Here is a 23,507-nt window from a genome sequence, read left to right on the forward strand (position 1 = left end):
TTCCTACATGGAGACGTTCGAGACGGGATTCCCGGGTACGGTTTCGGCGGTCAATTCGGACGGGACAATCGACGCGCTCCCAAGCGTGCGGAACTGCCTGACGAACCTGCAGCAGGAAGCCGGGGGCGGCACGGTCCAACCGATGCGCTCCATTCCAGTCCTTTGGCCTGGGACGGCGAACGCGCTCGTAAAATTCTCGCTTTCCGCAGGCGACCCGGTGTGGCTCGTTTCCGGAAGCAGGGACCAGTCCGAATGGGCGGACGGGGACTGGGCGGACGCCGCATCGGATCCTTTCAGGGCGCCTTCGTTCGGCGGTAACGACCTGAACAGTCTCGTGGCTATCCCGGTACGCAGGGAGACCCACGGCAGCGGAAAACCCAAGGTCACCGTCACGATCGGCGACGACGGGAAGGTGACCATCGAAGGCGACAGCGTGACCGTGAGCGCGGACAGCGTGATGCTAGATGCGGACAGCGTCAAGGTGACGGGGAATCTTGCCGTCGAAGGCGACATCGAGAGCGACGGGACGGTGACGGGGAAAACCGACGTAAAGGGCGGATTGTCCGGCATCTCGCTCAGCACACATCTCCACTCGGGAGGAACCATCAATGGAATGACGGGAACGCCTCAATAAGGCGACAATTTGCCATGGAACAAGAAAGGCGGCCCTTCGTGGCCGTCTTTTGAATATTCAGGGGAATTTATAGAGGGATTCCGCCTTTTTCTTTTCTTCCCATTTCGAAAGCTTCGGTGGCGGTTGCTGCCGTTGCCTTGCAATTTCTGCCGTATCCCTGAGCGCTTTGCGATAGCCCCAGATGAAGAGGTACGTAAAACCGACAGGAAGGAACAAAATCAGATATTCAATGTCCCCTGTTATGAAAAAGAACAAAGGAAATAAAGCTCCAAAAAGGAGGATCAAAACAAACGGCCAAAAGAGATAAGTAATGTACACGATTGCACAGACCCAATCACTTTCAGTCCAACCACTTTCAGTGAACTGATTATTTTCGTTTCCCATGGCGTCACCTCCTCGTCATCAATCTAAACAAAAATCCCCGCTTACGGTCTAGTTTTTTGGTGTTTTTTGGTGTCTTTGGGTGTTTGCGGAAATAATCCTCGGGCTGGTCTATATTTCGGGGAATGAACGAACTGGCGCTCAATCCATCGCACGACATCGAGCTGAACGCTTCCGGGACGGGCATCGCCCGCATCCTCGGGGACGGATTCCGCCCGCAGGCTAAGCGGGTGAAGCAGGCCGTCCTTTGCCTCTTACGGACCAACGAGGGCGAAGCCTTCACCGACGGAAGCCACGGGGTGCCATGGTTCGAAAAGATTCTCACATTGTCGGAAACGCACCTGGACCTTGCGCAGAGGATCCTCGAAGAGAAAATCCGGGCACTTGAAGGCGTCCGGAGAATAAAGACGATGGAACTCAAGACGGACGGGCGCAACCTTTCCGGATCCATCGCCGTCGAATGCGAGGACGGCAGCGTCGCGGAGGCTGATTTCTAATGGCGATCAATGCAGTGACAATCGACCAGAACGGAGGCGTCTCGGTCGCAAGTTTCGTGGAAATCCGGGAACAGCTGGCGACGGATTACCGCGCCATCTTCGACAGCGAAGGGGAAAGCATCGACCTTGACCCGTCCACTCCGGACGGCATGCTGGTGGACCTTTTCGCCTTCGCATATACCGCCATCGCCGAACACTTGCAGGTGGTCGTCCAGGGAATGAACCCGGCGACGGCTTCGGGGATTTTCCTCGATTACCTGGCGAGCATCACTGTGGGCGGAAGGAACGAAGGCGAGACAGACGAGGAACTGCGTGACCGAATCCAGAGCGCGGACCATTACGGATTCGCCACATACTACGGCATGCTCACGTACCTGCGAGACAAGATCGCATCCGGCGTATCCTTGCAGGTCAACGAAGAGGACGAGACCGTGGACGGGATCCCGGCGCACCGCTTCGAAGTATTCGTCCCGGACGGGGTGACCGCGACGGCGGACGAAATCGCCCAGTTCATCTGGGACTGCAAGCCTGCCGGCATCCTTTCGCACGGGAACAGCTCGGGAACGGCGACGGACAATGATGGATTTACCCATACGGTGAAATTTTCGTCCATTACGGGGACTCCGGTCCTTGCAAGGATCACGATCACGGAATACGAGGAAGAGGACCTTCCGGACGATTACGTCGACAGGATCAAGACGGCGGTGGCCGATTGGGCAACGACCGAATATACGGTCGGAAAGGACGTCATCCCGCAGCGGATCACGGTCCCTGTTTACGGAATCGCGGGCATCGACAGCGTCTCTGTGGAGGTTTCCATGGACGGAGGCTCCACCTGGAGCGGCACACGCCAGGCGGTCGGTGCAGGCGCATACGCCAGTCTTCCGGAAGAGAACATCACGGTCCTGCCTAGCGACCTCTAAGGGGGACCGATGCAATACACGGGCAAGATCGATCTTTTCGAAAAAGCTTGGGAACTCGCGCTGGACCAGTACCAGAGCAGTCCGAAATTGAAGGCCCTCATCCAGGCCATGGTCAAGAACGGCCAACCGTTCGAGCACGCCATCGACAGGTTCACCCGATGGGCGAACATTGACGAGGCGGAAGGCGAATGGCTCGACATTTTAGGCTCTTTGCGGAATTTCCCGCGAGAAGCGGGGGAAAGCGACAGCGACTACAGGCAACGGCTGAAGTCCGACATCCTGGTCGACAATTCAGGCACGCCGGACAACGTGATCGACAACGCCCGGGAACTCAGCGGCGACGAAAAACCGCAGTACATGGACGAAGACAATCCGGACGACCCGCTCGACGTGGCGTTCTTTGTCTATACGCCGAACGGAAGGCAGATCCTACAGGCGAAAGTGCGCAAGCTCGCCCCGGCAGGGGTGCTGGGGATTGCAGGCGCCGCAATCGGACAGGGTGACGGGTCGTTATTGGCGGATGCGGATGGAAAACTTTTCCTGATGGCGGCGGAAGACGCCAACATCGGTACAGGATCACTGCTCGTCGCGGAAAGCGACGGGACACGGCTGGTCGCCGAGGACGGCGTGACCCAGCTCATACCGGAGGCATAGATGGCAGAAGCAAAATTAAGCTCGTATGGACAGAAGACGCTGGCCGAAGCGCAGGCAGGCGGCGCGCTCTTCCCGGCAACGATGAACGGGGCGAACATCAACGTCCCGGCGGATGACTTTCCGCAGGAAAGCGCCTATCAGCCGCACGCGTTAGATGCAGTCAAGGGGGGACTCGTCGTTTCCCAGGGACGCTATACCACGCACATGAAGGTCACGATTGGCAATTCCCCGGTATTGGGGGCTCTCGTTCCCATACCGGGATCCACGGACGCTGGCAAGGTACTTTCCGTGAGCAATGGGATGGGCGAGCTTGAATGGTCCGATACGGGCGCATCGGGAAAGGTGGCCGTGGAATCTGGAGCCGTCGCAGGCTTCCTCAAGGACGTCCTCGTCTCGGATTCCGACCTTTTGGATTTGGTCCCGGTCGGCAACCAGCTCCGCGTCCAGATCAACCTGGAGTACTCCGCAGACCCGAAGATCGCCACGATTGACGAATCGCAGGTCAACAGCGCGACCGCGAACTACGGATCGTACGCTCTCCAGAGCGGAGCGGAACGCCTCGCATGGGGCGATACGTCGTCCGAGACTTACCAGTGGCTCAACGCAAGCGTGCACCAGTGCATGCGTATCGCCGACGCACAGGGAAGCATTACGAAGTGCAACGTTGCCCTTTGCGGATCGCTCAGTTTCCAGAACCCGCCGCCATGCTTCAACGTCGGCATCTTCGACATGCAGGGGAACCTTCTCGGACAGAGCGGGCTCCGGTTCCTTGGAGTGGATTTCCAGAGCGGGGAGGAGCTTTGCGAAGTCGACATGGAAGAGACGAATGAAGGGTCGCTCTCGATCAAGCGCAACACGAGATACATCATCCAGGTATGGACCTGCGGGCTCCAGCTCGCTGCGCTCGACAGACACGACACTTACAACTATACGTACGACTACACTCTCCGTCAGAACCTCGAAGGCACGGTCTCGCAGCCTGCATTCCTGCCCGTCGACAGCGCCATGGGCAGGGCGGACAAGATCCCGTTCGTCACTTTCGGCGCGGCAAGCCTTGTATAGGAGAATGAGATGTACTCAAGAAAGGAATATCTGGAATCTACCGACTGCAAGAAGCAGTGCCTGGCACGCAACAACGAAGGGCTCGACTGGAACTACGCCATCGCGCCGAAGATTGACCGTGACCTGCACGAAAAGCTGCTGAAAATCGACAGCTCCGAAGTGCTCCCGTTCATCCAGCTGTTGCCGCTGATTTCCAGCGGTTATTTCGGGACGGCTGTCGAAATTTTACATGGCGTGACGGCGGAAACCGAATCCTTGGCGGAAGTCAAGGGATGGCTTATCGCTTCGCTCGATGAAGCAAGGGAGGTATAATCATGGCGGAAAACATCACTACACTTCTCGAAAAACCGGATGCGGAAAACGTACAGGGCTCGGATTACCTCTACCTCGTGCAAGGATCAGGAAGCAAACGAGACAGAAAAATCAAGCTCGAGGCCCTCTTCGCGAGCGACCCGGCGCACACGCTCGTCGTCGACGAGCAGGACGACTTCAAGAAGCGTTATCTCGCTCCGGCATTCTTCCGTGGATCCGATTCCGGAAATTTCGACATCTTCTTCTCGGCGTCCGACATCACGCGTGACGGTGCCAAGGTGCGCGTAATCGGCGCCTTCATCGGCATCGAAAAGGTGACGACGAACAAACTGGCGAACGACGCCGTGACGAACGCGAAGATTGCGATGCACGCAGTATCCAACGGAAGTCTCGCGGACAAGTCCGTCAGCACGGAAAAGATCATCGACGGCAATGTAACCACCGCCAAGATCGCGGACGATGCCGTGACTCCGGAAAAGATCGACGAGACGGGCGATTATACGGTCAAGTCGATGACCGTCAAAACCTCGTTGGACGCGGTGGTCTTGAAGGGGAACGTGTCGACGGACAACATCTACCCCAAGACGGTGGGACAGAACATAATCGTTAACGGTGGATTTACGATTGCCATGGATGTATCGGCGAAATCCGTCGCCACGGAAAAGATATCCTGTTCGAAGCTGTCCATGAAGGACAACGGAATGGCCTACGCCCCGGCATTGCCCTACTTTGTCGATACGGCCTACTACTACGACGGCGACCTCTCCAGATACTGTGCCGGGGCGCCGTCCGGCGGGCGCGTGACGTTCGTGAACGCGACCGGGAGCAACCAAACGTACCATTTCAACGGCGGCGCGAACGGCAAGAGCGGCTACTTCACGCTTAAGGACGGACACGCCGTGGACCTGCTGGTATTCGAGGCGCAGTCATCGACGCAGGTATCGCTCGTCCCGATAGGCATCGACTTCTCGACGGTAGACTAGACATGAACGCAGCCACTTTGACCTCCATTGCGAACGAAATCGGAGCTCCCGCCTTCGCCGTTCTCGTATGCATCGCGCTCTTCGGGTTCGGGCTGTACAAGATACTGCCGCGCCTGCAGGACGGGCAGAAGGCGACCGAAGACATCCGCAAGGATCGCGAACGTAAGCAGAAGGAATACTCCGAACGGTTCGACAGGATCGAGCGGTCGGTCATCGAGGAGCGCTCCGCGCGTGAGTCCTTCGAGGCTCTTACGATGCAGAGGCTCAAGGAAGGAAACGACAAGTTCGAGAAGCTCGACTCAAAGGTCGACGACCTCCGGAATTCGGTCGGCAAGGTGGACAACGGCGTGGCGAAGCTTTCCGGACAGATTGACTTGCTCATCAAGATGAAGGAGGCTTGAGGGATGCTCGAATTCGCAATCGCTATCGCGATGGCGGTGGTCGTCGCCGGACTCGGTCTTATCGTGGCCGCGTTTGTCGGACAGGCAATCCTCGACGGCATCGATGACGTATGCAAGGACAAGGACAATGAAGAAGATTCTCGAATTGCTAACAAGCATCGGGATACGGATCACGATCCGTTTCTGACCTAGGAGAAAAAATGGCAAGACGAAACCGCATCACCGTAGACAGCTTCTCGGCGTCAAATTTCCACACGACAGAATCGCGGCCGTACCTTTTCACAGATCCTTCCACAATATGGATCCACTTCACGCGCAGGATGACCGACGGGCGGAAGTACCGTGGCGTCATCAGCATCTGCCTGCTCGACGGCTACGTGACGGACGGTGCGTCCACGAAGTGGCCCGTCTCGCTCCTCGTGCCGAACTGGCGTCACGGCGACGACCGCTACAACGCCGCACCGACGGCGCACGACGTGCTCTACAGCGTCCGCGGCCTGATTCCCGGGCTCGTCCGCGACACGCCCGTCCTCGACCTCTCCCGTGAAGAGTGCGACGACATCATCCGCGGGATGTGGAGGTGCTGGGGCATGTCGCGATTCCTCGCCGGTTGCGCCGACAAGGGGCTCGAATGCTTCGCAGGCGGCAATCAGCACTGGGGCAACGACGGATACAACGTGCGCGACAGGGCCGTCGTCAGATGGAGACGGACGGAAACATGCAATAAGGATCGAAAATGACAAACTATTTCACCGTACTCGAAAGCGAAATCCAGTCCACGGCTAACCGCGTGTGGCGCCTTGAACAGGCGTGCACGGACGAATACGCAGAACTCCACGAGCTCACCGTGGACGACCGTAGAATCATGCGAAAACGGCTCGAAGCGACGAAGGCGCTCTACCGAGTCCTCGTCGAACAGGCGAGCTGCTTCCACGACGAGGAGGAAGGGCTGAAGTTCGACCCTGCGAAATGGGATCTCGACACGGTCGTGGACGTCGAGAATTCACCGAGTCTCTACCGCGACGCCATCACGGATGGCGAAATCGACGACTCGCTTCTCGACATAATGGACCCGCTGTCATTCATGAAGGTCAGAAAGCATGGATAAGTACTTCACCTGCGAGGAACCGCGCTATTTCAGTTTCGCCGAAATGACCCGTACGGACACCGGTCTCGACAACCGCCCGACGACATGGGATCAGGTCGAGAACCTGATGGTGACCGCGAACAGGCTCGACACCGTCCGAGGGAAGTTCGGCAAGGCGGTGCGGGTCAACTGCGCATTCCGTTCCGAGGCGGTAAACGCGCGCGTTGGGGGCGTTCCGACGTCCGCCCATACGCAAGGGCTCGCCGCCGACATCTGCGCCTACGACGGCACGGAAACGGGCAACAGACGGCTATACGCCATCTGCCGGGAGTCCATTCTTTCGCTCTCCATCGACCAGCTTATCCTGTACACGGAAAAGCCCGGCGTGGAATCGTCACGGATCCGTTTCATGCACGTTGGTTTCCGTGCGTTCGGCGAGAAGCCGCGCGGGCAGATCCTTTTCAAGTGAGCCGCGCATGACCGAAACGTTCGCCTTCGAAATTTCGGGAGAGGTCCCGAGCAAGAAGAACAGCAGGCGTCTCGCGATGGCGGGAGGACGGCTCCGCTCGTTCCCGTCGAAGGCGCACGAACGGTGGCACCGGACGGCGATGGCGGAAATCGCCATGCAGAAGGCGGGGCGCATAGGCATCCCGCTGGGCATGCGCCTGCGGGTGGACTGCACGTTCTATCACGCCGACAGGCGCCGTCGTGACCACAACAACCAGATGGCGTCGGTCCTCGACCTGCTCGTGGATTCCGGGATAGTCAAGGACGACTCCTGGGACATCGTGGCGGAGGAATCATGCCGTGGCGAATTCAGGAAGGGGAACGGGGGCGCAAAAATCGAAATCAGGATTTTATCGGAGGTTACGGATGAAAAATGTCGAGATGCATCAAGGATTTCGGGTGCACGAATCCGTTGATCCTTGACAGGAACCCGTCTAGAAATTATTTGTTGCGGATTTCGAAGGAGACCGAATTCACGAGGGTGCTGGTGTCGATGAGAGGCTTGTCGCCGCCATGGCGCCGGTTCGCGATTGTGTAGGGGGAGAGGGCGACCCACTGGCCGTTGCGCATGGAATCCTTGATCTCGTCGACACCTTTCTGCCCGAGGGACTCGAACACCTGGCGGGCGGTCATCTGACCGGAAATGTAACGGTGGAGCAGCCTGCGGAGGATGGCGTCCGCCTTCTTTGCGAAGTTGGCGGAGGCAAGGTCCATGAACGGACGTGGCGGAATGGCAGGATAACGGTGGCCGGAAACGGTGCATCCAGCCTCGCGACCGTAGTTCAGGGTTCGGGCGACCATGGCGAGCGATACCGGCTTCCCGGCAGGGATGGACTTCCCGTTTTTCATGTTTTTCCCGGTTTTCTGCGCGGCGTAATAGACTGCGGTCTTGTTGCCGTCAGGCCATCCGACGGCGAGCTCGCTGTCCTTGAAGAATGCGGAATCCGCGATCTTTGAAAGATTTCCCTTGCTTAGAATTTTCATGGTGCTTTTTTTGAAAAATATATTACATTTTAAGGTAACAAGAACGGACTTAGTGGGAGAATTTCTCACCTTAAAGGAACTCGCCGCCCGGATTGGTTACAACTACTGGACGGTACACGGATGGGTCGATAGCCGGGGGCTCCCGGTGCACCGCGCGACGCCGCGCGGTCGAATGACCGTAAGCTGGACAGAATTCAACTCCTGGTGGGCGAAAATCGGGGCATAGCCATGGTAGACAAGGCTATGCACGAAAAGATGTCGGCTCTCGCGCGACTCGGCGCGAAGGCGTCAAACGGCGGAGAGACACGCCGGTTACAGAACCTTGTCAAGAAGGGGCTCAAGACCAATATCCCCACGAGCGGGAACCTCGCCGATATCCTGTACAAGGTCGGCGTGGACGCCAACGAAAAGGTGGACGCGGCCAGGGGCATCATTTCCGTATTCATATCCAAGGCGCTCGCCGGTGACCTTTCGGCGGCCCGCTTCATCTTCGAGGCGGGAGGCTTGACGCTGAACGCAGCAGAAAAGCGCGCAAGGATCGCCGCAATCTCGAAGATGGCGGAAAACCCGCAAAGGGTCGAAGTCCGTGATATCCAGGCGGTAAGCCCGGTCGAGATGAGGGCGGAAGCCGTGCAGCTCGGGATCTTCGAAGGGGATGCCTTCAAGAAGGGAGCGGCTGAAGCATGACGCCTGCGATGCTTGAACTTTCGAGAAGGAACCTGATGGCTTTCGTCAAGACGACGAAACCGGACTATTCCGTCGGATGGGTGCACCGCGAGATTTGCGGAAGACTCATGAACTTCCTTGCCGACGTGATGGAACGCAAGAGCCCGCGCCTCATCCTGACGATGCCGCCTCGCCACGGCAAGAGCGAAATCGCGTCGAGACGCTTCCCTGCCTGGGTTTTCGGCGTCGCCCCGCAGATGAAGATCATAACGGTCTCCTACAACCTGGACCTCGCGCGATCGATGAGCAGGGACGTGCAACGGATAATGACATCCGACGAATATCGCGAGATATTCCCGCATGTCAGCCTGGGATTCCGGGAAAAGGGCGTCCCTTCGACGAAACGGTCCGACATGTTCGAGATTCCTGGCTTTGACGGGGCCTATATCGCCGCAGGCGTTGACGGTGGCGTGACAGGCAAGGGTGCGAACATTTTCATCATCGACGACCCGATCAAGAACAGGAAGGAGGCGGACAGCCCCACCATACGCCAGAACGTATGGGAATTTTACACGGACTCGGCTCGGACGCGACTTGCGCCAGGAGCCGGGATCATCATCATCCAGACACGATGGCACCAGGACGACCTCGCCGGCCGTCTCATCGCAATGGACCACGCAGGCGTCGGGGAAAATTACAGGCTTGTCAACTACCCGGCCATCGCCGAACACGACGAGCCGCACAGGAAGGAGGGCGAGGCCCTAGATCCGCAACGGTACGACATCGGCGAACTCCTGAAACTCAAGGCCGTTCTCGGATCCTACAGCTGGGCTGCGCTTTACCAGCAGCGTCCGACGCCACGTTCAGGCGGCATCTTCAAGCGCAGCTGGGTGCGGTATTACGATACCGCCCCGGTGGTTTTCGACCGCGTGATTCAGAGCTGGGACTTGACGTTCAAGGATTCGGAATCGGGGGACTTCGTCGCGGGTTTCGTCATCGGACAGATTGGAGCCGACATTTACGTTCTCGACTGCGAGCACTCGAAAATCGACTTCACGAGCCAGATCCGCGCCATACTTCGGATGACGAAAAAATGGCCAATGGCGACGGCGAAGGTTGTCGAGGACAAGGCGAACGGGCCGGCCGTCATCGCTACGCTCAGGAGCAAGGTGCCGGGGATCATCGCTTTCAACCCCCAGGGCAGCAAGGAGCAGAGGGCGAACAGCGCGGCTCCGACGGTGGAGGCGGGGAACCTGCTGCTTCCAAGGAACGCCCCGTGGCTTACCGATTTCGAGAACGAGTTCTTCATGTATCCCGGCGTCGAGCACGACGACCAGGTGGACGCCCTGGACCAGGGCATCCTTTATCTTACACAGCACGCCACGCGCGGGATCGCGGCCTGGCTTTAGAAGGAGTAGACAATGAGCGGCAAACGGAAGACTTTCCAGGACGGCCCTTACAAGAACCTCGTGACGGGTCTGGGCGAAATCGGCATCGACAAGACCGAAGAGACGAAGGCGTCATCGTATACGCCTGCGGACCTCGCGGAACTGGCGCGGATGCAGATGCTCGACGGACTCGCCGACATCATCGTCTGCAATCCCGTCGAGACGGCGTTCATGAACGACCCGACGCTCTCCGGGGATGACGACGGGGAAATCCTCGAGGCAGCCATGCAGGCGGGGCTTGTCGAGGCTATCCAGAGCGCAGGCGAAGAAATGCGCCTGACGGGAGGCGCCGTCATCGTGAAGGAATACGAAGAGGAGCAGACCGGAAACGTCCCGGACTTGAAGGAAGCGCCCGACGACAGGTGGACACTTTCCGGATTCCGGGTGTACGGTGCCGGGGAAATTTCCCTGCAGTCCTCGGATTTCGAGGGCGACACGCCGACCTGTTACCCGGTGAAGCTGATGGACGGGAACGAGGTGCGCATCCATCCGCAGCGGTGCACCGTCTTCCACGGGAAACGGCTTCCGGGAGCGCTCAAGAATTCGGGCTGCATCCGGGAGAAGTTCTTCGGGACGAGCGCCTTGCGTCCGGTCGAAAAGGCGCTGAAGGACATCGCTACGGTCACGGGATCGGTCGTGAACATGGCGACGGAAACCGGGACACTTCTTGTCACCCTCGACGGCATCAACGAGCTGCTCTCGAAGCCGGACTGCGGCTTGAAGGACGTCCACGACCTGATCAGCATGGTGAAGCTATGCATGAACAGCATGCGCGCCGCGTTCGCAGGACCGAGCGACAAGTTCCAGATCCTCTCGCACAATTTCGGAGGGATCCCCGACGTCATGCAGAAGCTGTTCGTCCTTGCCGCCGCGAAGAGCCACATGCCGATGAGCCTGCTCTTCGGGCAGAGCGCCACGGGGCTCGCGCAGACGAACGAGGGCGACGCGAAGGAGTACGCCAAGACGGTGAACGCATGGCGCCAACGCTATCTCTACAAGCCGTCGGCTTCGCTTTTCGCCGATTTCGCGAAGCGCAACTTCGAGAAGGACGTGACCGGGTTCACGTGGGGCACGATCGACACCCGCACGATCACGGAAGAACTCGACGCAAGGAAGAAGGAAAGCGAGATCGACATCGCGTCGATCAACGCGGGAATCATCACGGCGGACGAAGTGAGAAAGGCCCGCTATGCGAACGGGCACTCGTTCGAACTTACGGTCGATTCGGAGGATTAAGGGATGGGAGCATTCCAGGAATTCGCACGTGCCGCGATGGCGGCAGGAACGAAACGCGGGCGTCGTCCCGTCATGAACGCGCAGCAGTTCTACCCGCGCGGTATGGAGCGAGAGCTCCAGCAGAAGACCGTCGCGGAGTTCATGCGCATCTACAGGCAATTCCTGGAAGCCGCCCTGGTCGGATTCTCTACGTTCAGGGACGACCAGGGCGATCTTTCCGAATCGCAGCCGGTGCTGTCCGACGCCTTCAAGGGCGAGCTCACGAGCATCGAGATGCGCACCGACAGGAAGGCTCGCGAGAATTTCAGCAGGCAGTCTGAAATGATCATCGGCGCCCCGTACTACCCTCCGGGATCGACCGAATGGATCCTGAACGACTGGCACGCCACGTTCCAGGACTTGTGCGTATCGGCATGCGCCCAGCAGAAGACGAAGATCGCCGTCATCGTCGCCGGAGCGAAGCAGGCGGGCTGGAACAAGGCGCAGCTCGAGAAGGCGATCGAGAAACAGCTGCCGTCCCAGTTCAAGCACAGGGCGGAACTCATCGCACGGACGGAGCTCGCGAAGCTCAACACGGCCGTGACGCTCGAGACGTACAGGAGCGCCGGGGTCCAGTACTACAAGTGGCTCACCACCATCGACGGGCGCGAACGCGAATCGCACGCGCTGATGAACGACCGCATCTGCTCCGTCACGGACGGAGACGTCTACTTCGAGCAGAACCCGAAGCAGCCGCTCCGCCCCATCGAGCACAGGCGCACGGGAGACATGTACCACGGCCATCCGGGGACGGACTTCCAGTGCCGCTGTTCCATGGTCATGTGGGACCCGGCCATCGACGGCGACTACGAGGTCAAGGACTCCGACCTGCTCGAACAGCGGGAAGCCGAGGAATTGGCCGAAAAGGAAGCGCAGGAACGCGCGGAAGCCGAAAGGAAGGCGAAGGAACAGGCTGAACGGGAAAAGGCCGCAGAGGCGCTGAGAACAGCGAAGGAAACGGCAAAACGGGCGGAAGCCGAAAGACAGGCCGCCGAAAAGGCGAGACAGGAAGCCGAAGAGAACGCAAGGAAGCTGGCTGAGGAAGCGAGAACGGCACGGCTCGAAGCCGCGGCGGTTAAACGCCATGCGGAACGGACCGAAGAGATGGAACGGGCGATCGTTTCCGCCTGGAACCGGCGCAGGATCCTCCGGAACGCGGAAGCGAGACACGCCGAGCGCACGCAGGAACAGGCCACGGCAATCCAGCAGCGCTGGGACGATCGCCAGGCGAAGATCAAGGAAGCCATCAAGACGGTGGACGACATCCGTGGCGAATACTCCGGCATCAAGGGGCTCGCCTTCCCGTCCACGGTCAAGAAGGCGGAAAGTCAGGGCAAGTACACGAAGGCGGCAGGCCTTGCGCAGAATTTCAAGGCGAAGGTGGATGCGGAAGCCTCGAAGCTCGACCTGCTCGCGGAGCCGCTCGAAGCCATGAGGAAACACGGGCTCAAGGAAGCCCAGGCGGTGCAGGATGCCGTCCGGAAGAAGCTCGAGTACCTGGAACAGTTCGACATCGACAAGAAGATCAAGAAGCTCGAGTTCGAGATCGAGTACGTCGAGAAGAACAAGAAGTACGCCACCTGGGAAGTGGCGAAGAAGGCGTACGAGAAGGCGCTCGCGGAAGTGGTCAAGAAGGCTGCCGAAGAAGCCGAAGTCAAGATCGATGTCTTAGCCAGCGCCGCAAAATTCGCAAAGACGAAAAAATTCGTGACGGAAGTCAGCAAACTCCAAAAATTGGCAAAGCCGACGACGAAGAAGGAACTCGACGATTTGAACGCCAAGATAGACAGCGTCGAACAGATGGCGGTAAAGAGCGTCCTTGACCCGAAAGCTGGCGACATTTACAATGAAGTATCGTTCAAGCCGAGTACGGCGAAACAGAGAAATGCAGCCCGGTTCATCGACAGCGGAGAATGGAAATCTCAGGATGCGTCCTTGATGCCGAACGCTTCTGCCGCATGGAGAACTGCCACGCTCGAACAGAAGCAGGCCGCCTACTACTACACGCAGGGATCGAAGGTCAACAACGAACCGCTGTACGGGGCGCATTATTATTCTTCTGGAAAGGACGTGATGGAGGCGGTCACGAAGCACAACCCGAATCTGACTCGGCTTATTGACAGGACGAGCCTGCCGCATGATACATGGCTGAGGAGCGGACAAGGATGGGGGACCTTTTCGGGGGTATTCGGTATTGACCTTGAAGCGGAAATAAATGCGCTAAATAATGGCAAGCGCTCTAATGATGATATAGCAAAGGCGCTGACGAAGAAGTTCAAGGGAAAGACCGGTACGCAGAAGGCGTTTTTGTCGACTTCTTTTTCAAGAAATACGGGATTTCTAAAAAGTGATTTGAATTTTAAAATATTCGCTCCGAAGGGAACAAAATGCCTCTATGCCGAACCTTTTTCTGCGTATGGAGTCCGAGACACGTCTCCGACAACATGGGATGGTAAGGAGGCTACTATGAGATTGCCTGCAACCGATCCTGAATTTGAAGGAATTCTACAGAGAGGAACAGAATTTAAGATAGTCGGATTTGAATACGATCAAATTAATGATCGATGGAGTCCTATCCTTGAAATCATTAAACAGGCCGTTAAACCTTATATCCCAGGGAATCCTGTAATTTATTAAATTCTTTTAACACAAACAGTAGTGCTCCAGCGCCGGGGTCGCAATGTCCCTCGGCGCGATTTACATATAGGCCAAAAAATTCTTTATTATACGGGAAAAAATAACCTTGCGGCAATTCAACGTTATAGCCTTTGGCTGTGCCTTCATATTCTGCCACAAGATCCAGCAGTTCTTTTTTTGTGTATAATTTTTCGCGGGCCATGGTTTCTAAGCCTGCAAAATAATCTCCCATTATTTTTTTACTGCTGGGATGTTTTTCAATTCTAAAATCACCATCCTTCAGAATCGTATATCTTTTTTCTTCCATTTTAAGCCTCCTTTAGGCAATAAAAATAAAGCGTTTTCCGGAAGGGTCTCCTTCCGGGTGACTTCTCACTTGAACCTGAAATAGGCGGCAGGGTCGGAGCCGAACACGTCGGCAAGCTTCACCGCCATCTTGCGGGAAACCGCCCGCCTGTTGTTTTCCATGTCGGAAACGACGGTCACGGCCACGCCGAGCTTCTTGGCGAGCTGCGCCTGGGTCATTCCGCGCATGTCACGGTCCAGGAAGATAGCCTCGCCGGGGGAAGTGTTCTCACGGGCTTCGACGAGTTCAGGAATTTCGTCCGGAGTATAGGTTTCCGGATTGATCTCCACGCCACCAAAATTCTTCCTGAGAAAATCAAGAAGAGATTCCGGAATGACCTCTGCCGAGACCTTAATACGGGGCTTTTTCGCGACTGCCAACATAATAAACCTCGATGATGACTTTTTCGTTCTCTTGACTCCAGCATGCCACCCAGCTGTAAGAAAGGTGTCAGTGGAAAGTATTTTCACCCAGCTTTGAAAAATTCCGGAATGCAGGCTGCATAGGACCGGTTTTCTTCAGGGAATCGACAAGACGGTTTAGACGTTTTCTGTCTATTTCCGAAAGATTGCGGATTCCTTTTTTTGCGGCCTTTGTGAACACTACTTCGAACATATTATCAATATACATTGTTTTTGTGTTCTTTGCAATAATTTTATAAAATTTTTGTCGGTAAAAAAGCGGTATCCGGATGTGCCTTTCGTGTGCCGTTTTTACGGAAACGTTGCTGTCAGTGACTTTTCCGGAAGCCGCGGACTCATAACCCGCTGGTTCCGGGTTCAAGTCCCGGAGGTCCCACGAAACAAGGCTCTCCTTCGCGGAGGGCCTTGTTTTATTGTATGTATTCAAAACCGCCGGCTAGGCCGGCGGCATCCTTTTTTGAAATCGACTTGCCAGGTTTTGACTTAGAAGCCGATTTCGAGTCCCACCTGCGGACCGTGCATGATGTGATTTTCGACCTTGTAGGTGGAGATTGCATATTCGGCACGGATGCGGAAAGTCACCGTGCTTGTACGGTTGAAGAGGAACCCACCGCCTAAGCGAACCCAAATACCGGCCTTGCTATCGCCATCTGGTTCATAAGAGTCGGAGTCATAAGAAGTAACGGTGGTGGCGAATGAAGCACCGCCGCCGAGGAACGGAGTCGAACTGCCGTCTAAGAACGGATAGTAAGCCGAGAGCCCGAACGAAAAGTTCGCGAGGGTTTTGTCAACACTAATGGTTGTTTTTTCGTCGCTGTAATAACTGGTGTAGGTGTAATCTTCCGAACCGTTGTAGAAATTGATAGAAGCATCGATCTGGAAGAAGATGTTGCGGGAATCGTACGACCAGAAGATTTCAAGACCCGGCTGGAACCACGGACCCGGATGGTTGAGCATCGTAAAGCCCATAATACCGAAGCCGAAGGACTTGTTTGCGCGCGTCTTGCGGAGCTTCTTTTCTTCCTTCTGGGTAACGGTGTAAATGTCGTCGGTCTTCGAAGCAACGTTTTCCGTTCCGATATTCTTTGCCATGCGTTCAAGAATCGGGTCAAGATCGTTTGGACCCGCAGCCTTCATCGCATCGGACCAAAGAAGCTTCCCGCTTTGAGTGCCGTACAGAGAAAGGGTGACGACCACGGTTTCTCCGAGACGGGTCAAGTCTGCAAGAATGAACTTGGTGCAACCCTTTCGTTCTGCCGTCTTCTGAACATCTGCCTTGGACGGTTGAACCTGGACAGAGTCCGTCTGAGCCGGGATGACCACTTCATAACGCCCGTCCTTGTCCGCATACCGCTGGAACAACTTGGACGTTGCGTACTGGTAGTCTTCATGGATGTTGGCCAATTCGAAAAGGGGCATATAAACCCTTTCCGAAGCGAATACGCTCATTGTCACTACGGCTACAAACAACAGACTAGTGCGGAACCCCATATTAAACCTCACTGATTGGTTAGTTTGTCTAAGAATATAGTTTATTTCTTTTTCTTACGGTTAGCAAACCATTCATCAAAGCTGATAGAACGGTCTAAATATCCGTTAGGAGTCAATTCGAGGATATGATTTGCCAAAGTTTCGGCAAATTCATGGTCTTCGGTACAGAAAATGACCGGCCCTTTGTAAGCGACAAGGCCGTTGTTCAGAGCGGTGATCGATTCGAGGTCCAGATGGGCGGTTGGTTCGTCGAGCATCAGCATGTTCGAGTTCGAAAGCATCATGCGGCTGAGCATGCAACGCACCTTTTCACCGCCGGAAAGAACCTTTGCCGACTTCAGGGCTTCTTCGCCCGTAAAGAGCATACGGCCGAGGAATCCGCGGATAAAGGTTTCGTCCTGTTCTTTGCTGAATTGACGGAGCCAGTCCACGAGGGAAAGATCTTCGCCAAAGAAGGCGTCATTGTTCTTCGGGAAATAACTCGAAGAAATGGTCGTGCCCCACTTGACCTTGCCGGACTTGATGTTTTCCGGATCCTGGATCGCTTCGAAGAATGCGGTCTTGAGAGTGCCGTATTCACCGACGAGAGCGACCTTGTCTTCGCCGCCGAGGGAGAAGTTCAAATGTTCGAGCTTGACACCGTCGCCTGCGTCGAGCGTTAAATCCTTGACTTCGAGAACGATCTTACCCGGTTCGCGGTCCATCTTGAAGCTGACCCACGGGAACTTACGGCTCGAAGCCGGCATTTCGTCGACGGTCATCTTGTCAAGGAGCTTTTTACGGCTAGTGGCCTGCTTTGCCTTGGAAGCGTTCGATGCGAAGCGCTGGATGAACGCCTTGAGTTCGGCAATCTTTTCTTCGGCGCGGCGGTTCTGGTCTTTGCGCTGTTTCTGGGCGAGCTGGCTTGCTTCGTACCAGAATTCGTAGTTGCCACCGTAGATGTTGATCTTGCCGTAGTCGATATCGCAGATGTTCGTGCAGACACGGTTCAAGAAGTGACGGTCGTGCGAAACGACGATCACGGTGTTTTCAAAGCGTTCGAGATAATCTTCGAGCCAGTTGACGCATTCGAGGTCCATGTGGTTCGTCGGTTCGTCGAGCAGGAGAATGTCCGGGTTGCCAAAGAGGGCCTGGGCGAGGAGGACGCGGATCTTTTCGTTCGCGTCGAGTTCCTTCATCAGCTTCGTGTGGGATTCTTCTGGAATGTCGAGGCCCTTGAGGAGCGTGCCGGCGGAGGATTCCGCTTCATAGCCGCCCATTTCGCCGAACTGGGTTTCAAGTTCGATGGCTTCCATGCCTTCGTCTTCGGTCATTTCCGGCTTGGCGTAAAGTTCTTCGCGGCGCTTGCCGATCTTGTAAAGTTCCGGGTAGCCCATCATGACCGTGTCGAGAACGGTATGTTCTTCGTAGGCGAAGTGATCCTGCTTCAAAACAGAAAGACGTTCGTTCGCGTCATGGGTGACGTCTCCCGTGTTCGGTTCGAGTTCTCCGGAAAGGATCTTCAGGAACGTGGACTTTCCGGCACCGTTTGCGCCGATAATTCCATAGCAATTACCCTTGCGGAAAGAGAGGTTGACATCTTTGAAAAGCACGCGGCTTCCATACTGCAGACTAACATTAGAAACATTGAGCATGGCGCCAAAGATAGTAATTATTCCGAAAGACTCATAATACAAGCCTCGCGAATGCGCCACATTTCTTCGGGCGAATAGGGGAGGAACATTTCATCAAGCCATTTTTCTATGAACTGCTTGTGGTAAGCGGTTTTTTCCACGGCGACGTTTTCGGGATCCGTAAGTTCTTTGGTGTCGAGAATCGTATTTTCGAAATCTTCGATGAACTTACCTGGACGCGTGTAATCTTCGAACTTCCCGTTTTCCTTTAAGTAGCAGTGCGCTTCCGGAATGTAGTCCAGGTGAAAGTGTTCAAGCACATCTTGGACCTTGGGCGTGCTTTCGGCGCTCATTTTGAATGCGGACACCATCAGATGTACGTCGGGAATGGAATTTTCCTTTGCGATGCAGGCGAGGATCGCGTGTTTTCCGCTGCAGGTTCCGCGCCCTTCCTGGAGAACCAAAGAGAGGTCTTTGGGATTCGAGGTTCTGCCGTAGGGAAGGTTTGCCACGTAATCCTTGAGCGCTTCCCAGGTGGTAACGCCTTTTTCCTTGGCGAGCTTTGTGAACGGAGCGTTTGCTGTCAGATCGGTCATGGAAATCCTTCGATTGTTACTTTGTGTGCAAAAAGCGGTCCCGCTTGGGACCGCTTTAAGTTTTTTACTTGGTTGCGGCAGTTTCTGGCTGTACACCGTGCGATTTTTCGAGATCGCGTGCGTTGATGATGAGCATCTGCAAGCGGTTTTCGATGTTCGCAAAGCTTGTATCCGGATCGTAGTCGAGAGAGAGCACCTGGATGTGCGGGTATCTCGCCTTCACAGCCTTGGTGAGTCCTCGGCCGGAAATGTGGTTTGCCAAGCAGGCAAACGGTTGCACAATGATAAAGCTGTTGATGCCGTGCGGAGCGTTGTAAAGGATTTCGCCCGGAATCAGCCAACCTTCACCGGTGTTGTACGTCGGATCGATGATGTCGCCGACGAGCTTGACGAGTTCGTAGCAGTCTGCGTGATGCTCGTAGAGCTTGTAACGCTTGTAATGCTTCTGGATCGTCTTCGCCGCATGCGAGTAGATCTTTGCCGTGATGCCGCCGATGAGCCAGTTTTCGATCGGCTTTGCTATGAGGCCGCGCTTGAGCTTTTCACGGCGGACAACTTCGTCCACGCGGAAGAAGTCTGTCATGCCCGGCAGGTAAACTTCCATGCCGTTGTTGATGAGGTATTCTTCGATGTGGCCGTTTGCGCCGGCGTGATAGTTCATGAGAATTTCGCCGAGTAGAGCGACGCGCGGTTTGCGGTAGCTCGTATCGACTTCAATCTGGTTGAATTCTTCAATCGCTTGGTCGAGCATCCGGAGCGCTTTCTTCGGATAGGCGATATCCTTGTTCGACGTGTATGCGATTTCTTCCATGATCTTCGGCATCCACTTATCGTAAACGCGCTGCGTGTCGCCTGCGTGAAATTCATACGGGCGGCTGCGACGGTAGATCGTTTCGATGCAGTCCATCGTGGTAAGGCCCCAGAGCATGTGCAGCTGGAACGGAAGTCCAAGCTTAAAGCCCGGATGCATATCCTTGGTATCCTTACCGGTCGTGATGATCGGGACGTCTGCGTATCCCATTTCGTCCAAAGCCTTACGGGCGAGTGTTGCATATTGAACGGCACGGCAGTTTTCGCAGTTTTTGGAAAGGCCGACACAAAGCTCGTCATGCGGAATTTCCGGGTGCTGCTGAATCCACAGGAGGTTTTCACCGATGTTCACCTGTGCCGGGAAGCAGATGTCGTTATGCACGTATTTTTTGCCGAGAGCGAAGGCTTCCGGACCGCCGAGCGGGAGCTGTACCGCGTTGTAGCCGAGGGAGCGGAAGTACGCTGTCGCGAGAATGCTGAACGAATAGGAAAGGTTTGGGACGAGAACTGTGCGCTTCTTCTTGTCGGCTTCGAGGAACTTCGCCGGGTAAAGCGGACCTTCCGTTTTCGGCGGGAACTTAACCTTGCGACGGGCGCGAACCGTTTCGATAAAGCTCTTGACGCGGATGCCGACCGGGCCGCGGGCGTCACCTTCGTCGAGCTTCAACATCAGAAGTTCCTTCATGGAAACTTCATGCAGCATACGGTTCATTTCATCGGTGAGGACCGAGTCATGACCGCAACCGAAGCTTACGATCTGAACGAGTTCAAGAGACGGATCCTTGCCGGCGAGCATTGCCGCACCGAGCATTCGCATGTGGAACGTGTTCTTTACTTCCATACGCGTGTGGTGGTCGAGATCCTGGTCGAACACTCCCGGGAGAGATTCCGTCGTAAGGACAGGAATGCCCATGCTCGTGAAGTGCTGCGCAATGTTGTGGTTGATGAGCGTATCGGCGTGATACGGACGACCGGCGAGGCAGATGGCGAATTCACCGTTCTTGCGGACGTCGGAAAGGATCTTTTCGCCTTCTTCTGCAAGAGTGGATCGGAAGGTGTCGAGAGCCTTTTCACCTTCTTCCACAGCCTTCTTGAGGATGCTCTTCTTGATGCCCCAGAATTCGTGGAAGTAGGCGACGGTCTGCTTTCTACGCTGATCCGTATCGGTCCAGTGGAAGACCGGCTGGATCATCGGAATGCCGTAGTTGCCTTCCGGATCATCGGAATTGCGGCTGATGTCCGGGTAACCTTGGACAACCGGGCAAACGGCTGTCGCCTTCTTAAACTTTGTGTGATCGCTCGGCATGGCAACCATCATCGGGAAGAAGATGGAATCGACCTTCTTGTCGACGAGGTCCAGAACGTGGCCGTGGACAAGCTTTGCCGGGAAGCAGATCGTGTCGCTCGCGATGCTCTGTAGGCCACGTTCAAAGAGCTTGTAATCGCTCTGCTTACTGATGACGACCGTGTAGCCGAGAGAGGTGAAAAATGCCTTCCAGAACGGCAGGCTCGACCAGAAGTCGAGAACGCGCGGAATACCGATCGTCTTGCCGGTTTGCGGAAGGAGCTTTGCCGGGGCGTAGTCCTTCACCAAAAGCTGGTTTGTGCGTTTGACCATGTCCGGCACGGCCATCATCTTCTTTGTGATTTCGGCGATGAGCTTTTTTGTTGCCGGATCGTCCGGGTTTGCTGTCACTTCGCCGCGTTCGCAGCGGTTGCCGGTCACAAAGCTCTGGCCGTCGCTGAAGGTGACGATGGTACGGGAGCAGTGGTTTGTGCAGTATTGGCAGATCATGCCGGGCTTGTTGTCCCAGCTCAAATTGCGCGCGGCTTCGAGGCCGATGAAGGAAGTTTTGTGGTCCGGATCTTCCTTCTTCTTCTCTTCCATGAATTTTTTGGTGAGAAGGGCAACGCCGATAGCACCCATTTCGCCCGGGCGTTCCGGACGGATCGGGGTGATGCCCGTCTGCTGCTCGAACGCGCGGAGTACAGCGTCGTTTTTGAAGGTGCCGCCCTGGACGACGACATGCTTGCCGAGGGTTTCTAGGTTGCGGATACGGATCACCTTCGTGAAAACGTTTTGAATAATCGAGCGGCAGATGCCGGCAATGATGTCTTCCGGCTGCTTACCGTCACGCTGTTCCGTGATGATGGAACTGTTCATGAACACGGTGCAACGGGAACCGAGCTGCGACGGATTCTTGGCGTCGAAGGCGAGCTTCGCAATCATTTCGAGCGGAACGCCGAGGGACTTCGCATAGGTTTCGATGAACGATCCGCATCCCGAGGAGCAGGCTTCGTTCAGAATGATACCGGTGACGACGCCGTCGTGGACGGAAATCGCCTTCATGTCTTGACCGCCGATGTCGAGAATGAAGGAAACTTCGGGGCAGAGGTGCTGGGCCGCGTTGGCGTGAGCCACGGTTTCGACCGTATGGTAGTCCGCGTGGACGGCCTTGGCAAAGAGCTGTTCTCCGTAGCCGGTCGTGCCGACGCCCAGAATATTCAGTTTGCAACCGTATTCTTCATAGCGGTCGGCGAGTTCGTTCAAAGCCTTCTTCAACACGGCGAGAGGTTCGCCTTCGTTACTTGCGTAGAAGCCGTCGATGACCTTTTCTTCTTCGTTTACCAGAACAAACTTTGTAGTCGTCGAACCGGCGTCGATGCCGAGGTATGCGTTGATTTCGGAGCCGGGGAGCGGCTGCGGGTAGTTCTTGTCGGCGAGCTTGTGCTTCTGCTTAAAGAGCTCGTATTCTGCTTCGTTTTTGAAGAACGGCTCGTTTTTGTCGGTACGGGCGGCGAGACGCTTCTCGTTGAAGTGGACGAGCATGTCGAGAGAACCGTCGCGGCGGTAACCGCAGTCCTTGTCACCGAACATGCTGCCGACGGAAAGCGCGGCGCCGTAGGCGACGAGCACTTCGGAGTGTTCCGGGCGGATCGCCTGTTCGTCCGAGATACCAAGGCGCTCTTTAAAGGCGCGCACAAGCGTCGGGTTAAACGTCAAAGGTCCGCCTTCGAAAATCACAGGCGGCTTGATTTCCATACCCTGGGCAAGGCCGCCGATCGTCTGCTTTGCAATCGCGTGGAAGCTCGAAAGGGCGACGTCTTCCTTGGAAACGCCGTTGTTCAAAAGCGGCTGAATGTCCGTTTTGGCGAACACGCCGCAACGGCCAGAAATTTCATAAACCTTTTTACCACGAGCTGCGTAGGATTCAAACTGTTCCGTCTTAATGCGGAGGAGTCCTGCGACCTGGTCGATGAAAGCTCCGGTACCGCCAGCACAGACACCGTTCATACGCATGTCGCTCGCAATGAGTTTGCCCGAACCTTTGTCTTTTTCGAAGAACACGACCTTGGCGTCCTGACCTCCCAGTTCGATGGCGACTCGGGATTCCGGATGGGTTGTTCTCACGGCGAGAGCGTTCGCCACGACTTCTTGCACAAAGAAGGCGTGCGTCGCTTCGGCAAAGGGCTGACCGCCCGATCCGCAGAAGGCGACACGGAAGTTCTTATCGGGGAACAAACCGTGGGCTGTAGCCAGCACATCGTGTACTTTCTGCGCCTGCATTGCATTATGGCGCTCGTAAGTAAAGTGAAGCAGTTTTTCAGTGGCCGGATCTACAACGGCGATTTTGACAGTAGTCGATCCAACGTCGACTCCAACCCACAAATCGTTATTCTGATTGCTCATAGTGCCCCAAATTTAGAAAAAAAGGCATGGATTCGAAAGTCAGGCGGTTATATTTGGCGCTTGCATCATTTGATTATTCCGGGCTTG

At 55.9% G+C, this 23,507-nt stretch carries 26 protein-coding genes and 1 tRNA gene; 19 read left to right on the forward strand and 8 right to left on the reverse strand.

Features of this window, described 5'->3' with window-relative positions:
* Positions 1-7 precede the first annotated feature (7 nt).
* A complete protein-coding gene (locus BGX16_RS11990) occupies positions 8-634 on the forward strand; it encodes a hypothetical protein (protein ID WP_157798034.1) in 627 nt (208 codons plus the stop codon).
* A gap of 57 nt (positions 635-691) precedes the next feature.
* Here BGX16_RS11990 and BGX16_RS11995 read toward each other — a convergent pair whose 3' ends face one another.
* On the reverse strand, positions 692-1,018 hold the full coding sequence (locus BGX16_RS11995; RefSeq protein ID WP_100426250.1) for a hypothetical protein: 327 nt from the start codon (positions 1,016-1,018) through the stop codon (positions 692-694).
* A 122-nt stretch (positions 1,019-1,140) separates the two neighbouring features.
* Between BGX16_RS11995 and BGX16_RS12000 the strand changes: the two genes are divergently transcribed.
* The 12 genes from BGX16_RS12000 to BGX16_RS12055 are packed head-to-tail and all read left to right on the forward strand — an operon-like array spanning position 1,141 to position 7,857.
* The gene (locus tag BGX16_RS12000; RefSeq protein ID WP_100426251.1) at positions 1,141-1,512 is read left to right on the forward strand and encodes a contractile injection system sheath initiator; all 372 of its coding nucleotides are present in this window, start codon (positions 1,141-1,143) and stop codon (positions 1,510-1,512) included.
* A complete protein-coding gene (locus BGX16_RS12005) occupies positions 1,512-2,435 on the forward strand; it encodes a hypothetical protein (RefSeq protein WP_100426252.1) in 924 nt (307 codons plus the stop codon). The genes BGX16_RS12000 and BGX16_RS12005 overlap by 1 nt, the downstream gene beginning before the upstream one ends.
* Before the next feature lie 9 nt (positions 2,436-2,444).
* A complete protein-coding gene (locus BGX16_RS12010; protein WP_100426253.1) occupies positions 2,445-3,089 on the forward strand; it encodes a baseplate wedge 1 family protein in 645 nt (214 codons plus the stop codon).
* Positions 3,090-4,151, forward strand: coding sequence for a hypothetical protein (locus BGX16_RS12015; RefSeq protein WP_100426254.1), 1,062 nt, complete (start codon positions 3,090-3,092; stop codon positions 4,149-4,151).
* 9 nt (positions 4,152-4,160) lie between these two features.
* Positions 4,161-4,463 (forward strand): hypothetical protein, encoded by a 303-nt coding sequence (locus tag BGX16_RS12020; protein WP_100426255.1) that lies wholly within the window; start codon positions 4,161-4,163, stop codon positions 4,461-4,463.
* Between the two features lie 2 nt (positions 4,464-4,465).
* Positions 4,466-5,446 (forward strand): hypothetical protein, encoded by a 981-nt coding sequence (locus BGX16_RS12025; RefSeq protein WP_100426256.1) that lies wholly within the window; start codon positions 4,466-4,468, stop codon positions 5,444-5,446.
* A 2-nt stretch (positions 5,447-5,448) separates the two neighbouring features.
* Entirely contained in the window at positions 5,449-5,847 is a 399-nt protein-coding gene (locus BGX16_RS12030) for a hypothetical protein (RefSeq protein WP_100426257.1), read from the forward strand.
* A 3-nt stretch (positions 5,848-5,850) separates the two neighbouring features.
* Positions 5,851-6,039, forward strand: a complete 189-nt coding sequence (locus tag BGX16_RS12035; RefSeq protein WP_100426258.1) for a hypothetical protein — start codon at positions 5,851-5,853, stop codon at positions 6,037-6,039.
* Between the two features lie 8 nt (positions 6,040-6,047).
* Positions 6,048-6,587 carry a DUF1353 domain-containing protein gene (locus BGX16_RS12040; RefSeq protein WP_157798035.1) on the forward strand — a complete coding sequence of 180 codons (540 nt, stop codon included), beginning with the start codon at positions 6,048-6,050 and terminating at the stop codon, positions 6,585-6,587.
* Entirely contained in the window at positions 6,584-6,955 is a 372-nt protein-coding gene (locus BGX16_RS12045) for a hypothetical protein (protein WP_100426260.1), read from the forward strand. The genes BGX16_RS12040 and BGX16_RS12045 overlap by 4 nt, the downstream gene beginning before the upstream one ends.
* Positions 6,948-7,403 (forward strand): D-Ala-D-Ala carboxypeptidase family metallohydrolase, encoded by a 456-nt coding sequence (locus BGX16_RS12050; protein ID WP_100426261.1) that lies wholly within the window; start codon positions 6,948-6,950, stop codon positions 7,401-7,403. Before BGX16_RS12045 ends, BGX16_RS12050 begins: the two co-directional genes overlap by 8 nt.
* On the forward strand, positions 7,360-7,857 hold the full coding sequence (locus BGX16_RS12055) for a RusA family crossover junction endodeoxyribonuclease (RefSeq protein WP_198514919.1): 498 nt from the start codon (positions 7,360-7,362) through the stop codon (positions 7,855-7,857). The genes BGX16_RS12050 and BGX16_RS12055 overlap by 44 nt, the downstream gene beginning before the upstream one ends.
* Positions 7,858-7,882: 25 nt before the next feature.
* Here the strand turns inward: BGX16_RS12055 and BGX16_RS12060 are convergent, their stop codons facing one another.
* Positions 7,883-8,425, reverse strand: coding sequence for a hypothetical protein (locus tag BGX16_RS12060; protein WP_100426263.1), 543 nt, complete (start codon positions 8,423-8,425; stop codon positions 7,883-7,885).
* A gap of 52 nt (positions 8,426-8,477) precedes the next feature.
* On the opposite strand from BGX16_RS12060, the gene BGX16_RS12065 reads away from it, so the two are divergent.
* The 5 genes from BGX16_RS12065 to BGX16_RS12085 are packed head-to-tail and all read left to right on the forward strand — an operon-like array spanning position 8,478 to position 14,451.
* Positions 8,478-8,651 carry a hypothetical protein gene (locus tag BGX16_RS12065; protein ID WP_157798036.1) on the forward strand — a complete coding sequence of 58 codons (174 nt, stop codon included), beginning with the start codon at positions 8,478-8,480 and terminating at the stop codon, positions 8,649-8,651.
* Between the two features lie 2 nt (positions 8,652-8,653).
* Positions 8,654-9,112: a hypothetical protein gene (locus BGX16_RS12070; RefSeq protein WP_100426265.1), complete on the forward strand. Its 459-nt coding sequence runs from the start codon at positions 8,654-8,656 to the stop codon at positions 9,110-9,112.
* Between the two features lie 8 nt (positions 9,113-9,120).
* The gene (gene terL / locus BGX16_RS12075) at positions 9,121-10,500 is read left to right on the forward strand and encodes a phage terminase large subunit (RefSeq protein ID WP_157798037.1); all 1,380 of its coding nucleotides are present in this window, start codon (positions 9,121-9,123) and stop codon (positions 10,498-10,500) included.
* 12 nt (positions 10,501-10,512) lie between these two features.
* Positions 10,513-11,775, forward strand: coding sequence for an anti-CBASS protein Acb1 family protein (locus BGX16_RS12080; RefSeq protein ID WP_100426267.1), 1,263 nt, complete (start codon positions 10,513-10,515; stop codon positions 11,773-11,775).
* A 3-nt stretch (positions 11,776-11,778) separates the two neighbouring features.
* Positions 11,779-14,451, forward strand: coding sequence for a minor capsid protein (locus tag BGX16_RS12085; RefSeq protein WP_100426268.1), 2,673 nt, complete (start codon positions 11,779-11,781; stop codon positions 14,449-14,451).
* Here the strand turns inward: BGX16_RS12085 and BGX16_RS12090 are convergent.
* Together BGX16_RS12090 and BGX16_RS12095 are read right to left on the reverse strand one after the other, a co-directional pair.
* Positions 14,414-14,758, reverse strand: a complete 345-nt coding sequence (locus tag BGX16_RS12090; protein WP_100426269.1) for a hypothetical protein — start codon at positions 14,756-14,758, stop codon at positions 14,414-14,416. The two genes, BGX16_RS12085 and BGX16_RS12090, sit on opposite strands and share 38 nt — an antisense overlap.
* A gap of 65 nt (positions 14,759-14,823) precedes the next feature.
* Positions 14,824-15,180, reverse strand: a complete 357-nt coding sequence (locus BGX16_RS12095) for a helix-turn-helix transcriptional regulator (RefSeq protein WP_100426270.1) — start codon at positions 15,178-15,180, stop codon at positions 14,824-14,826.
* Positions 15,181-15,530: 350 nt separating this feature from the next.
* Between BGX16_RS12095 and BGX16_RS14735 the strand changes: the two genes are divergently transcribed.
* Positions 15,531-15,595: transfer RNA gene (locus BGX16_RS14735), tRNA-Leu, on the forward strand.
* A 107-nt stretch (positions 15,596-15,702) separates the two neighbouring features.
* Here the strand turns inward: BGX16_RS14735 and BGX16_RS12105 are convergent.
* From BGX16_RS12105 to BGX16_RS12120, 4 genes are all read right to left on the reverse strand, one after another.
* Positions 15,703-16,638: an outer membrane protein gene (locus tag BGX16_RS12105; protein ID WP_100426272.1), complete on the reverse strand. Its 936-nt coding sequence runs from the start codon at positions 16,636-16,638 to the stop codon at positions 15,703-15,705.
* A 113-nt stretch (positions 16,639-16,751) separates the two neighbouring features.
* Positions 16,752-18,344 carry an ABC-F family ATP-binding cassette domain-containing protein gene (locus tag BGX16_RS12110; RefSeq protein ID WP_100426273.1) on the reverse strand — a complete coding sequence of 531 codons (1,593 nt, stop codon included), beginning with the start codon at positions 18,342-18,344 and terminating at the stop codon, positions 16,752-16,754.
* Between the two features lie 17 nt (positions 18,345-18,361).
* Positions 18,362-18,919, reverse strand: coding sequence for a hypothetical protein (locus BGX16_RS12115; protein WP_100426274.1), 558 nt, complete (start codon positions 18,917-18,919; stop codon positions 18,362-18,364).
* 64 nt (positions 18,920-18,983) lie between these two features.
* Positions 18,984-23,420 (reverse strand): acyl-CoA dehydratase activase, encoded by a 4,437-nt coding sequence (locus tag BGX16_RS12120; RefSeq protein WP_100426275.1) that lies wholly within the window; start codon positions 23,418-23,420, stop codon positions 18,984-18,986.
* Between the last annotated feature and the right edge of the window lie 87 nt (positions 23,421-23,507).

This window comes from Hallerella succinigenes, assembly GCF_002797675.1.
Taxonomy (GTDB): Bacteria; Fibrobacterota; Fibrobacteria; order Fibrobacterales; family Fibrobacteraceae; genus Hallerella; species Hallerella succinigenes.

What these genes read in the sequence shown, in the direction of transcription:
- BGX16_RS12120 (WP_100426275.1), bottom strand. Translation starts at nt 23,420, where the DNA reads ATGAGCAATCAGAATAACGATTTGTGGGTTGGAGTCGACGTTGGATCG.
- BGX16_RS12115 (WP_100426274.1), bottom strand. Translation starts at nt 18,919, where the DNA reads ATGACCGATCTGACAGCAAACGCTCCGTTCACAAAGCTCGCCAAGGAA.
- BGX16_RS12090 (WP_100426269.1), bottom strand. Translation starts at nt 14,758, where the DNA reads ATGGAAGAAAAAAGATATACGATTCTGAAGGATGGTGATTTTAGAATT.
- BGX16_RS12045 (WP_100426260.1), top strand. Translation starts at nt 6,584, where the DNA reads ATGACAAACTATTTCACCGTACTCGAAAGCGAAATCCAGTCCACGGCT.
- BGX16_RS12060 (WP_100426263.1), bottom strand. Translation starts at nt 8,425, where the DNA reads ATGAAAATTCTAAGCAAGGGAAATCTTTCAAAGATCGCGGATTCCGCA.
- BGX16_RS12080 (WP_100426267.1), top strand. Translation starts at nt 10,513, where the DNA reads ATGAGCGGCAAACGGAAGACTTTCCAGGACGGCCCTTACAAGAACCTC.
- BGX16_RS12035 (WP_100426258.1), top strand. Translation starts at nt 5,851, where the DNA reads ATGCTCGAATTCGCAATCGCTATCGCGATGGCGGTGGTCGTCGCCGGA.
- BGX16_RS12070 (WP_100426265.1), top strand. Translation starts at nt 8,654, where the DNA reads ATGGTAGACAAGGCTATGCACGAAAAGATGTCGGCTCTCGCGCGACTC.
- terL (WP_157798037.1), top strand. Translation starts at nt 9,121, where the DNA reads ATGCTTGAACTTTCGAGAAGGAACCTGATGGCTTTCGTCAAGACGACG.
- BGX16_RS12110 (WP_100426273.1), bottom strand. Translation starts at nt 18,344, where the DNA reads ATGCTCAATGTTTCTAATGTTAGTCTGCAGTATGGAAGCCGCGTGCTT.
- BGX16_RS11995 (WP_100426250.1), bottom strand. Translation starts at nt 1,018, where the DNA reads ATGGGAAACGAAAATAATCAGTTCACTGAAAGTGGTTGGACTGAAAGT.
- BGX16_RS12050 (WP_100426261.1), top strand. Translation starts at nt 6,948, where the DNA reads ATGGATAAGTACTTCACCTGCGAGGAACCGCGCTATTTCAGTTTCGCC.
- BGX16_RS12000 (WP_100426251.1), top strand. Translation starts at nt 1,141, where the DNA reads ATGAACGAACTGGCGCTCAATCCATCGCACGACATCGAGCTGAACGCT.
- BGX16_RS12040 (WP_157798035.1), top strand. Translation starts at nt 6,048, where the DNA reads ATGGCAAGACGAAACCGCATCACCGTAGACAGCTTCTCGGCGTCAAAT.
- BGX16_RS12015 (WP_100426254.1), top strand. Translation starts at nt 3,090, where the DNA reads ATGGCAGAAGCAAAATTAAGCTCGTATGGACAGAAGACGCTGGCCGAA.
- BGX16_RS12020 (WP_100426255.1), top strand. Translation starts at nt 4,161, where the DNA reads ATGTACTCAAGAAAGGAATATCTGGAATCTACCGACTGCAAGAAGCAG.
- BGX16_RS12005 (WP_100426252.1), top strand. Translation starts at nt 1,512, where the DNA reads ATGGCGATCAATGCAGTGACAATCGACCAGAACGGAGGCGTCTCGGTC.
- BGX16_RS12010 (WP_100426253.1), top strand. Translation starts at nt 2,445, where the DNA reads ATGCAATACACGGGCAAGATCGATCTTTTCGAAAAAGCTTGGGAACTC.
- BGX16_RS12105 (WP_100426272.1), bottom strand. Translation starts at nt 16,638, where the DNA reads ATGCCCCTTTTCGAATTGGCCAACATCCATGAAGACTACCAGTACGCA.
- BGX16_RS12025 (WP_100426256.1), top strand. Translation starts at nt 4,466, where the DNA reads ATGGCGGAAAACATCACTACACTTCTCGAAAAACCGGATGCGGAAAAC.
- BGX16_RS12095 (WP_100426270.1), bottom strand. Translation starts at nt 15,180, where the DNA reads ATGTTGGCAGTCGCGAAAAAGCCCCGTATTAAGGTCTCGGCAGAGGTC.
- BGX16_RS11990 (WP_157798034.1), top strand. Translation starts at nt 8, where the DNA reads ATGGAGACGTTCGAGACGGGATTCCCGGGTACGGTTTCGGCGGTCAAT.
- BGX16_RS12085 (WP_100426268.1), top strand. Translation starts at nt 11,779, where the DNA reads ATGGGAGCATTCCAGGAATTCGCACGTGCCGCGATGGCGGCAGGAACG.
- BGX16_RS12030 (WP_100426257.1), top strand. Translation starts at nt 5,449, where the DNA reads ATGAACGCAGCCACTTTGACCTCCATTGCGAACGAAATCGGAGCTCCC.